This window comes from Spiroplasma endosymbiont of Dioctria linearis (assembly GCF_964030865.1).
Lineage (GTDB): Bacteria > Bacillota_I > Bacilli_A > Mycoplasmatales > Mycoplasmataceae > Spiroplasma_A.
In genome coordinates this window covers 434,955-446,482 of sequence record NZ_OZ034984.1, presented here as the reverse complement: position 1 = coordinate 446,482, position 11,528 = coordinate 434,955, and the positions used below count along the sequence as shown (strand labels likewise).

Here is an 11,528-nt window from a genome sequence, read left to right as displayed (position 1 = left end):
ATTAATCAACTTTATAATCAATTAAAGTAGAAAAATATTTAAAAAAATTAATAAGAAAAAAATTTAATCCTGTAATATTTGATTCATAATATTTTTGATCCAAAAATAATTTGTTATCAATAAGTTCAAAGTTTTTTTCTCACAAATATGTATATAAGATAAAAATATTATTTTTATCTATTTTATTTTTTAAGAACTCATAGGCATTATAAAGACCTTGTGCATCATCACCAGTAAAAATAAAAATATAAGAATATTCAAAATAATGAGATTGATTTAAATTATTTTGACTTTTTGATAAGTCAAAAATAGTAGCTTTATAATTTTTTTGATTTAATAAATCAGATAAAAATATTGATGAGAAAAATGTTTCGTAAGAAGACATTATAATAATTTCTTTATTATTTTTCAAAATAATTTTCTTAAATAAATTTATTTTAAAATCAGTATCTTTTGTAAAGCTTGTAAAATTAACAAATAATTCTGATATCTGATTTACTTTATTAGTTTTAATATCAATAAAATTATTTTTATATTCCATCTTTAAAATTATAATTAACTCACGATAACCGGAAAGTGAAATGGCTTTAGAAAAATTTGTAATTGTAGCTTCACTTACATTACAAATTTTTGCTAATTGTTTTTGTTTTCTAAAATTATTATTTCAGAAATCCTTTAAAATTTGTTGACTAATAATTTTAGAAGTATCATTAATATAATTTTTACTTATTTTTTCAATTTTTTTATATAGTAGCTCATTCATTTTATCTTTGTTCTTATTTCTTTTTACTCAAAAATATTATATATCTTATTTTTTTATTCATTATTTTAAAAGTAATTGTAAAATAATTTTTAATATTTTAGATAAATCTAAAAATAATTTATTGTATAAAGTAAATTAAAAGTTTATTTTATACAATAAATCAAGCAAAAGTAATTTTAAAATAAATACATATATGTTAAAATAGATTATGGTGATAATTTATGAATAAAAAAATATTTGACTTAAATGAGGAATTGGAATTTGATCTTGATTACGTATATTTTAATCAAGGAATAAGCGATTGTCTTCATGATAATATTGCTGAAGACAAGAGAGATAGTTATTTTAAATGTACAAAATGCTTTACTATTTTTACATTTACAAGTATGAAACAAGCATTTAAGTTTAAAAAAAGAATTTTAACAAATTTTGATTTTGAAAAAGCAGAAAATAACTATAAATTATTAAGAAATGGTGATAAAAATGAAATCTAATACTATTACATTTTTTTATAATAATATGACAATGATTATGTTACACCTTGATAAATCAGTTGGATTGTTAGCAGACTTTGAAAATTGAAGTAAAAAAGAAGATGAACAAATAGATTTATTAAAAAAAATAGCATTAAAAGAAAAATTGAAGACAACTCTTTTTGTTTTAAGCAGTAGAGAAATGAATTATGGTCTTTGAAATTCTAAAAATATAATTAAAAAGGCCGAAGCAAATAAAATTGATTATGTAGTTTTTTATCAATTAAATCCAATGATTAACTCTATGAATGATATTGATCTTTACAAGAATATTAGTGGATTTTTAAATATAAATAAAATGATGGTAACTAAAAACTTTAATTTACCAGAAGCAAATAAATTTTCTAGAAAATTTATTGAAAAATTTTGGGAGAAAGATGCAATAATAATTGATTCTAAAGAAACAAAAGATCTTGAAAATAATTTAAAATTATTAAAGGAAAGTAAGTTTAAAGAATTTGAAAAAATAAATAATTTAAATTATCAATTTACTGGAAGAGTAAGTGAAGGTAAAAAGAGGGGAAGAACTATTGGTTTTCCTACAATAAATTTAATAACAGAAGAATTTATTGCTTTAAGTTATGGAGTATATGCTTGTGATGTTTACATTGAAAGCTTGGAAAAACACTTTTTAGGATCTGGATGTTATTGAAAAAATGAAATGAATCAAGATGTTTTTGAAGTATTTTTAATAGATTTTGACAAAGAAATTTATGGCTGAAAAGTTGAAGTTACTTTGCTTGAAAAATTAAGAGAAAATATTAAAGTAAATGGTTTTGAGGAATTGAAAGATTTACTAAAAAAAGATGTTGAAAATACACTTAAATTTAAAAAATATATAAAATAACATTAAAAATATCAGCTTTTAAATTTAAAAGCTGATATTTTTTTAAAGTAATAAAAGACAAGACTAAACTATTATGTATATATTCACTTTAATTGAATTATGTTAAAATAATTATGAAAGAAACGAGTAATATAAACTATGGAAAAAGAAAAATTTTATTTAGGAAGTCATGTTGGAATGAATGCAGCCAATAACTATTTGGTTGGTAGTGCAAAACAATCAATTGAAAATGGGGCAAATACTTTAATGTTTTTTACAGGAGCTCCACAAAATACTAGAAGAACTGAAACAAGTAAACTTAATATAGTTGAATTTAAAAAAATGCTAATTCATAATAACATCGATATCAATAAGGTTATTTGTCATGGGCCATACACAATAAATTTAGCAAATACAGTAAAACCTGAAACTTTTGAATTGGGAGTTAGATTGTTAAAAGAAGAATTAATTAGATTGGAAGAAATTGGTGTACATACTGTTGTATTGCATCCAGGTGCAGCTGTTGGGGCTCCAAGAGAACTTGCATTAGCTAATGTTGCCAAAGGGTTAAATATGGTATATAAAGCTCTACCAAATACTCCAGTAAAAGTGGCTTTAGAAACAATGTCAGGAAAAGGAACAGAAGTTTGCATTACATTTGAAGAAATTAAAACAGTACTTGATTTAGTCGAACAAAAAGATAAAGTTGGTGTATGTTTTGATACATGTCATATGCATGATGCTGGTTATGACGTTAAAAACAACTTTGATGAAGTTGTTAAAGAATTTGATGAAAAAGTTGGTTTAGATAAGCTAATGGCCATTCATTTAAACGATAGTAAAAATCCTATTTCAAATCATAAAGATCGTCATGAAAACATTGGATATGGTTATATTGGTTTTGATTCACTTGCAAATATTGTTCATAATCCATTATTTAAGGAAATACCGATTGTTTTAGAAACACCTTGAATTGATGGAAAAATAAGTCCATACAAGGTTGAAATTGAAATGATTAAAAATAATAAATTTACAAATCCTTTTAAAGAAAAAGAAATTAAGTAAAAAACTGCTTTTTAAGCAGTTTTTTTATTATTTATGAAATAAATTTAATCTTAGTCTTAAGGCTTTATCTAGAACCACAATATTTTCATTAATTTGATTAGAAAAATTTGCTTTAAAATAATTATTTTCTAGTTTCATTAACATTGAAGCTAGTGTTAAAAAATTGACTCAAATATATTGATTTTCACTATATTGTTACATTTCATCTAGATCAATTTGGCAATCATTAAATAATCTATTAAGGTTAAACTTATATCTTTTTAAACATTCTTTATCAAATAAGCTAACTATCTTTAAATATGCATAAATTTCTTTAAAATTTGTTAATACTTTTATACATAATTCATTAATTTATCTATTTTTTAATTCTAGTTGTTAATTATTGCCTAATAAATGAAATAAAGTATTGATTTTGACATTATCATCTAAAAAATCATCACTCATCACTAAATTTCTTCTTTATTTAATAATATATTAATGTAAAATAATAGTGAATTAAGGTGAAAAAAATGAAAAAATTACTTACAATTTTAACTGGCTTATCAATAATTGTTACTCCAGCAACTCAAATAGTTAGTTGTAAAATAACAAGTGATAATACTTTTAAAAGCTTCAAAGATATTGAAAAATTTTGAGGAACAAAAACTCATAATACAATTGTTTTTAATAAAGATACTACTGAAGCAAAAGATACTACTAAAGAAAATATTAATACTGAAATAAAACAAATAATTGCAAATAACTTTACTAATCAAAAAGAATTCAATGAAAAATTTGGTATTGGTGATAATAACATTGAAGAAGATAACATTGAATTTAAGTTTTATAAAAGTAATACGGGATTTCCAATAGGTGGAGACAATGAACCAGAAGATATTATTACTTATTTAGAGAAAAATTTTAATGATAATAATAAACATAAGACAATTCCTGTTTATTTTACGTATAGGGAAAAAAAGACTGATGGAACCGAAACAGAATTTAATAAAAAATACTTAGAATTAAAATTTACAAATATTCCAGAAATGACTGATGGAGTTTATAAAACTGAGGATTCAAATGGTATTTTTGGAGATATTGAAAATACAATTAAAATTGAAAAATATTTTTTTAATGATTTGTCTAATTTAATTGATAAAAATAAACCTGAACTTGAATTGACTTTTTTTAAGGAAAATAAAAATGTTACAATAAAATTTATAAAAGGTATTTTAAAAGCAATTAAAGAAGTTTCTGAAAATAAATTTGATTTATCAAATAGTTTAGAATGAATTAATGTTGAGAATCCACATTATCCTGGCAAAGAAAATAAGGAATGAAAAGTTCTATCACCTGAAGAAAAATTATATAAAGATTTAATAGCAATTAAAGAAACTACAAAACCTAATTTATTAAATGGCTTTATAGAACTAATAAATGAATTTAAATCTGGTAAAGAATGAAAAACTACAGATGATGATTATAATTGATTAGGATTAGAAAATAAGACTTTTGTTTTAAAAGAATAATAAAGAAAGATAAAAAAAGAAAATGGAAAAAACAATTACCATATTAAAAAAAAGAAGAAAAAATGCAATTCAAATTTTATATAGACTTTTTTTATTAGAAGAAGATATAAATAAAATAAAACAAGAAGTTTTAGATGGTTTTCAATTAGATAGTTTAGATGAGGAATTAAATAATTATATCTTTGATATGCTTGAAAACACGCTTGAATACAAAAAAATAATTTCATCATTATTGCCTGAGTTATGAAACTGAACTAGATTGCCTAAAATTATTCAAGCAATTTTAATTAATGCAGTTTATGAAATAAAAAAAGAAATAACTCCAAAGGCAATAATTATAAATGAAAGTATAGAATTAACAAGACAATATTTACCAAGTTTTGAAACAGCATTTGTAAATGGTCTTTTAGATAATATAAAATAAGAGGGTAAAAATATGAGCGTTACAAATTTCACAAATTTCAAAAATGATTTAAATGATCATCTAATTTTGATGGCAAAAGAAATTAAACTTTTAATTTATAAGGAGTTTAAAAATTATATTTTTAAACAAAAAATAAGTTCTTACGATGAAGTTAAAGAAAATTTTTTAACAAAAGCTTTTTGTGAACTTTCAACTTATTGTTATTTACAAAGTTTTGAATCTAAAATTTTTAATTCAAAAAATTATTTATTAATAAAAGATTATTTAAAAAAATCAAAGAGAAAATTTTCAAAACAACATTTTGAAAATGTTGTTTTCATAACTGCATCTAAAGTATCAAAAAAAGATTTAGATATTCAAAATTTAATTCACAAACTTACAGATGATTTAAATGTAAATGTAACAATTAGAAATTTAGATTGATATAATAATCAACACTTCTTAAAGTATGCAAAGTTAGATAGAAAAATCTCTCATTATCAAGATCAATTAATAAAATTACTAAAAGTTTATGACAAAGAATTATTTAATATTGTTTCTAATAATATTTTTAGTGGAACTAAAATAAGTTATAAAAATGAGTGAAATCAATTTTTAGCAAAAAATATTGTAAATAGTTTAGATAAATTTCTTTATACACCGTTTAATTACGATGAATTAAGATATGAAAATAAAATGGAAAAGTTATCTGAAGTAATAGCAGAAGATACAATTTATGTTTTTTTCAACAATGTTGAAGTAAAAGAAGATTATAAAACTACTTTAGTAAATGATTTAAAGTTTTTTGCAAACTTTATTAAAGATGATGGACCTATTTTCACAGTGGATAAAAATAATTTCTTTAGTTTATTAAAACCACTATCTTTAAGAAACTTTAAAAATTTTAATGAGCTTATAAAATATTTATCTAAAAATCAAAAAAGAAAACCAGAAATAGAATTAACAACAGATAATTCTAAAACGTCAGATACTTTAAATTGATATTGAAATAAAATTTTAGAAAATAATGATAAAAAAGAAGAAAAGATTGAATTAGACAAAGTAAATACTTCTTTAGAACCAGAAGAAGAACAAGACTTAGAAAAAACAGTTACTTTTAATGATCATGAAAATTTAGCGGATTTATCAAACGATAATATTTTTGAACCACAAGATGATATCTTAACTCAAATAGAAAACAAAGAAGAAATTAATAATGAAGTCGAGCAAACTATTTCAAATGAAAAAATACTTAGATTTAAAAACTTTATAAAATTATATGAAGAAAGTAAAGATGAAATAGAATTATTAACTGATAATTACGATCAAGATAAATATCTAAGTTTTAAAGAATCAGTTAATAAAAAAAATATATGAGATTTATCAAATTTTATTGATAATAAATATGATGATTTAGTTTTTTATTTAAAAAATAAAAAAATATTAAAACAAGATTTAGTAAATTATGAAGTTTTATATTTAAAAACAAAAAAATGTCTTGAAGAAATGAATTAAAAAAATAAAAAAGCAGATAATATTTAAGAGGTGCTAAAATGACAGAAATGATCTTTAAAATTACTGACTTCACAGATATGTTAAAAGAATATCTTGAAGATTCAAATACTTTTAAAAATGTAAATGTAAAAGGTGAAGTTGCTAATTTAACTCTTAATAAGACTGGACATATTTATTTTTCGCTTAAAGATAGTCAAGCAAAAATTGATTGTGCAATTTGAAAGACTAATGCAAGTATTTTTACAAATTTAAATATTAGAGAGGGAACCGAAATTATTGCAAGAGGTTCTTTATCATACTATAAACCAACAGGAAAAATAACTTTTGTTGTTTATGATGTTCGAGTAGATGGAGTTGGAGAACTTGCTCTTCTATACGATAAAAGATATAAGGAATTAAAAGAGCAAGGTTGATTTCTTGATGAATTTAAAAAACCAATTACTAAATTTCCAAAGAACATTGGTATAGTAACTGCTGCAACAGGTGATGCAGTTAAAGATTTAATTACCACTATTAAAAGAAGGTATCCACCAGTAAATATATTTTTATTTCCATCTTTAGTTCAAGGTGATGGAGCAGCAAAAGATATTGCTAAAAAAATAAGACAAGCAAATAAATTTGAAATAAAAATTGATACCTTAATAGTTGGAAGAGGTGGAGGAAGTTATGAAGACCTTTGATCTTTTAATGAAATGGAAGTTCTTGAAGCAATTAGAGAAAGTCAAATACCAATAATTAGTGGTGTTGGACATGAACCTGATATAACTTTAACAGATTATGTTTCTGACTTTAGAGCTTCAACACCAACTGCAGCTGGAGAAAAAGCAACTCCTGATAAAGATAGTGTATTACAAGCTTTATCTACAAAAACAAATGAATTTGGTAAAGTATTAAAAACTAAAATTGAAAAGATAATTATAGAGGTTGATAATTTATCTTCAAAATTAAATTTAAGTATTAAAAATAAATTTAATCAAATGATTAATAATTTTAAAAATACTTCTATAAATTTTAATTCAATTATTATTAATAAATTAAAATTTATAAATACAACTTTTGAAAATAATATTTCAACTTGAAAAAGAAGTTTAATTAATAAATTAGAAAAAAATATTATAGAACTAAAAACTTATGAAGAAAAAATTGAATTACAAAGTCCATACTTACCTTTATCAAAGGGTTATTCAATTTTAAAACAAGATAATAAAGTTATTAGATCAATTAAAGAAGTATCAAAAAATAAAATTATAAATGCAGTATTAAAAGATGGTACTGTTAAGTTTAAATTAGAAGAAGGAAGTAAATAATATGAATAAAAAAAATTTTAATGAACTATTAGATGAAATAAAAAATATATCAGATAAATTAAATGATTCAAATACTTCAATGGAAAATTCCATTGAGTTATTTAAAAAAGGAACTGATATGATAAAAGAAGCTAAAGAACAATTAACTTTTCTTGAGGGTGAAGTTAAAAAAGTTTTAGATAATAATGATGTAACAAATTTTTAAAAATCTGGTTTTTAACCAGATTTTTATTTTATACTTTTACTATTTTATTTGCTTCTTCATCAATAATTAAATTAAAATTTGGATGTAAAGTTAATATTGAAGAAGGAACTTCTTCAATAACTGGACCGTTTATTATTTTATTAATTATGTCTGCTTTGTTTTCTCCATTAGCAATCATAATAATATTTTTACTTGCCATTATTTCTCTAGGTCCTAAAGTAACATAATGACTGTGAAACAAGTTAGCATCTAACTTAGGTACACTAATATTTTTTTCTAAATCCTTATTATTAATTAATCTTATTGTGTCACCAAATTTTGTAACTCCTGATAGGTTTCCACAAAAGTGACCATCAGTACCAATACCTAATAAAACTAAATCTAAACCTCCATCTTTTTCTAAATGATTAGCATATTCTTTTCAATTTAAAATATTCATTCTTTCAATATTTTTTTCATTTATCTTAGCTGGTAAATAAAATATTTTTTCTAAATCTTCAATAGTCATTCCTTTTGAAAGATCTTTTTTATAAGGAATTTCATCAAAATTGTAGAAGTGTATTTTGTTTATGTCTTTAATTTTAGATAAATTAGCAATTAATTTTTTATAAAATAGTAAAGGAGTTTTACCTCCAGTTAATGCAATATTAATTCTATTTTTATTATTTTTATTAATAATATCTATAAATAACTCTAGAGTTATATCACTCATTTCATCATAATTTTTTGTTTTTATAATATTCATATTTCAATTCCTTTCTTCTAATTCAATTTTAAAATAATATCTTTGTTATTTACTTTCCAAAAAGGAAAGTAAATAACAAAAAAAATAAACATTTTGTTTTTTTATAGACTCAATATTGTAAAATAAGATAGGTGAAAACAAATGAAATTAGTAGATTTAAAAAATTATAAAACCTTATACAAAATAAAAGATAGTCAAAGTTTAATACAATTAGCACAAGAAATAAGAATTTTTTTAAATGACTTTGTAAAAATAAATAAGGGTCATATTGGAAGTAATCTTGGAGTTGTAGAATTGACATTGTCTATTTTAGCTTATTATAATTTAGATGAATCAATAGTTTTATTTGATACAGGTCACCAATCACATATTTATAAACTTTTAGTTCATGGTTTAAAAAAATTTAAAACATTAAAAAAATTTAATGGCTTAAGTAACTTTCAAGAAATAGCAGAGTCTAAACATGATTGAATTAGTACTGGACATAGTTCAACTTCAATTGCATATCAGTTTGGTTATGCAATTGCAAGCGATAAAAAAAATATTATTTCTATCATTGGAGATGCTGCATTTTTAGGTTCATATACCTTAGCAGGTTTACTTAATTTACAAAATGCAGATAAAAAAACTATTACAATCTTAAATGATAACAATCAAGCAATTGGAGAAAATTCAATAAAAATAAAAGATATGAAAATGTATGTTGAATCTTTAGGATTAAAATATATTAAATGTGAAGATGGTAATAATTTTGATCAACTTTTTAAAGCGTTAGATCAAGCCAATGAAGAAAAACAACATGTTGTAATTCATTGTTTTACTAAAAAAGCACTGGGCTATAGTGGAAAAGAGAATCTATTTGAAAAACATTCTCTGGAACCTAATATTGTGAATAACTATTCTAAGTTAATAGCTATTGAATTAGAAAAGTATTTTACAAAAAATGATTATTTAATTTGTCCTGCAATGTTAAATTCTTCAAATTTTACTAACTTAAAAACTAAATTTAAAAATAATGTAATTGATGTTGGAATAAATGAAGAATTTAGTGTATTAGCAGCTTGTGCAATAGCAAATACAAATAAAAAGACTTTTATTTCAATTTATTCAACGTTTTTTCAAAGAATTTTTGATCAATTAATTCATGATGTCTTTAGAAATAATTTAGCTATGAGTTTTTTAATAGATAGGGGAGGTTTAAGTTACAGTGGGGGAGTTAGTCATCATGGAATATATGATTTATTCATGATAAATAACTTTAATCAAGCTATAATTTGCCAACCATATAGTATTAATGACTTAAAAATTATGATTAAACAGTCATATTTAACAAATGATAAACAATTCTTTTTAAGATATGAAAATATGCAAGCTATTGAAGATAAAACAAATTCAGAATTCAAAATTGGTGAGTGACAAGAGTTAATTTTTAATAAAAATAACAATATTACTTTAATTAGCTATGGAAATGTACTAAGTGAATTTAAAAATTATATAGAAACAAATAATTTGAAAATTAACTTAATAAATGCAAGATATATTAATCCAATAGATATTAAATTACTTGAAAAACATAAAGATAATAAAATTTTTGTCTATGAACAAGTAATTAATAAAAATAATTTATTTACAAATATTAAAAATAGATATAATAATCTTAATATATTTAGCTTCTCATTTGATAAAATTAATATAAAGCATGGTGAAAAGGAATTATTATTAAAAGATTTAACCATGGACATTGAAACAGTCATAAAGAAAATATTTGAGGGATAAAAAAATGAAAGATATTATTGATAAAAATTATTTTTTAGAAAAAATTTCAAAAGATAAAGAAATTGTTGACTTACTTCATAAACAAACTAGTAAGGAAAACGTGGAATTTTTTGATAACTTAAAAGAACTAAGAAGAATATTACATTTAAAAACAAAAACTGATAAAAAAATTTTATTAGAATATGATAAATTAATTGTTATTCCCACAGGTTCAGAAGATACTTTGATAAGAGAATTAAATCAATTTAATAAGGAATTATATGATAACTTACCAGAACATTATATTTTGGATTTTGAAAATCAAAAGAATAAAATAGATAACACTGGTACCAACTTAAAAAAAACTTATCAAAAAAATATTTTAAATCTTTCTGAACCATTTAAAGAACATTCTTCAATGGAACTAGATGATGATCTTCTTTATACAAAAGAAATGGATCCATTAGTTGAGAAAACAATTCAAGACTTTGGAGAATCAATTTCAAAAGAATCTAATCAGGATAATTTTTTGGAAAATCTTTTAAAAGAAGATGATTTTCAATCTGAAGTTCTTAAAAACAGTGAAGAAATTTATGTAGATTCTAATGAAGAAAAAGATAAAATGCTTTTAGATATTAAAGATTCTTTAAACGAAGGTAACTACAAAAAATTGAACTTAACAAAACCGTTTTCATTATCAACAACCAAATATATGAAAAAACTAGAAACAATAAAAAAAGGTTTTGAAGATACATATGGTAGTGAATTATTTAAAAAATTAAGTAAATGAGTTCATAAAGAAAATCAACTTTATGAAAATATTGAAAATAACAAAAAAATAAGTAATTTAAAGGAACAAAGAATAAATCTAACAAAGAAAAGAAAATTTAAAAAATAAAAATT

12 protein-coding genes are annotated in these 11,528 nt (G+C 21.7%); 10 read left to right on the top strand and 2 right to left on the bottom strand.

Annotation, left to right across the window (positions count from 1 at the left end):
* Position 1 precedes the first annotated feature (1 nt).
* Positions 2-763: a hypothetical protein gene (locus AAHM84_RS01860; RefSeq protein WP_342259216.1), complete on the bottom strand. Its 762-nt coding sequence runs from the start codon at positions 761-763 to the stop codon at positions 2-4.
* A gap of 221 nt (positions 764-984) precedes the next feature.
* Here AAHM84_RS01860 and AAHM84_RS01855 point away from each other — a divergent pair, with 221 nt between their 5' ends.
* The 8 genes from AAHM84_RS01855 to xseB all read left to right on the top strand — a co-directional run bounded on the left by AAHM84_RS01855 (position 985) and on the right by xseB (position 8,125).
* A complete protein-coding gene (locus tag AAHM84_RS01855) occupies positions 985-1,257 on the top strand; it encodes a hypothetical protein (protein WP_342259215.1) in 273 nt (90 codons plus the stop codon).
* Positions 1,247-2,143 (top strand): riboflavin kinase, encoded by an 897-nt coding sequence (locus AAHM84_RS01850; protein WP_342259214.1) that lies wholly within the window; start codon positions 1,247-1,249, stop codon positions 2,141-2,143. The genes AAHM84_RS01855 and AAHM84_RS01850 overlap by 11 nt, the downstream gene beginning before the upstream one ends.
* Before the next feature lie 138 nt (positions 2,144-2,281).
* Complete coding sequence (locus tag AAHM84_RS01845) at positions 2,282-3,187, top strand: deoxyribonuclease IV (RefSeq protein ID WP_342259213.1); 906 nt, start codon at positions 2,282-2,284, stop codon at positions 3,185-3,187.
* Between the two features lie 509 nt (positions 3,188-3,696).
* A complete protein-coding gene (locus AAHM84_RS01840) occupies positions 3,697-4,695 on the top strand; it encodes a lipoprotein (protein WP_342259212.1) in 999 nt (332 codons plus the stop codon).
* A 22-nt stretch (positions 4,696-4,717) separates the two neighbouring features.
* Positions 4,718-5,119, top strand: a complete 402-nt coding sequence (locus AAHM84_RS01835) for a transcription antitermination protein NusB (RefSeq protein ID WP_342259211.1) — start codon at positions 4,718-4,720, stop codon at positions 5,117-5,119.
* 12 nt (positions 5,120-5,131) lie between these two features.
* Positions 5,132-6,613: a hypothetical protein gene (locus AAHM84_RS01830; protein WP_342259210.1), complete on the top strand. Its 1,482-nt coding sequence runs from the start codon at positions 5,132-5,134 to the stop codon at positions 6,611-6,613.
* 38 nt (positions 6,614-6,651) lie between these two features.
* Positions 6,652-7,920: an exodeoxyribonuclease VII large subunit gene (gene xseA, locus AAHM84_RS01825; RefSeq protein ID WP_342259209.1), complete on the top strand. Its 1,269-nt coding sequence runs from the start codon at positions 6,652-6,654 to the stop codon at positions 7,918-7,920.
* Between the two features lies 1 nt (position 7,921).
* The gene (xseB, locus tag AAHM84_RS01820) at positions 7,922-8,125 is read left to right on the top strand and encodes an exodeoxyribonuclease VII small subunit (RefSeq protein WP_339030956.1); all 204 of its coding nucleotides are present in this window, start codon (positions 7,922-7,924) and stop codon (positions 8,123-8,125) included.
* Positions 8,126-8,153: 28 nt separating this feature from the next.
* On the opposite strand, the gene AAHM84_RS01815 is transcribed toward xseB, so the two are convergent.
* Entirely contained in the window at positions 8,154-8,870 is a 717-nt protein-coding gene (locus AAHM84_RS01815; protein ID WP_342259208.1) for a glucosamine-6-phosphate deaminase, read from the bottom strand.
* 141 nt (positions 8,871-9,011) lie between these two features.
* On the opposite strand from AAHM84_RS01815, the gene AAHM84_RS01810 reads away from it, so the two are divergent.
* Together AAHM84_RS01810 and AAHM84_RS01805 are read left to right on the top strand one after the other, a co-directional pair.
* On the top strand, positions 9,012-10,646 hold the full coding sequence (locus tag AAHM84_RS01810) for a 1-deoxy-D-xylulose-5-phosphate synthase N-terminal domain-containing protein (RefSeq protein ID WP_342259207.1): 1,635 nt from the start codon (positions 9,012-9,014) through the stop codon (positions 10,644-10,646).
* 4 nt (positions 10,647-10,650) lie between these two features.
* Positions 10,651-11,523 (top strand): hypothetical protein, encoded by an 873-nt coding sequence (locus AAHM84_RS01805; protein WP_342259206.1) that lies wholly within the window; start codon positions 10,651-10,653, stop codon positions 11,521-11,523.
* The last annotated feature ends 5 nt before the right edge of the window (positions 11,524-11,528 follow it).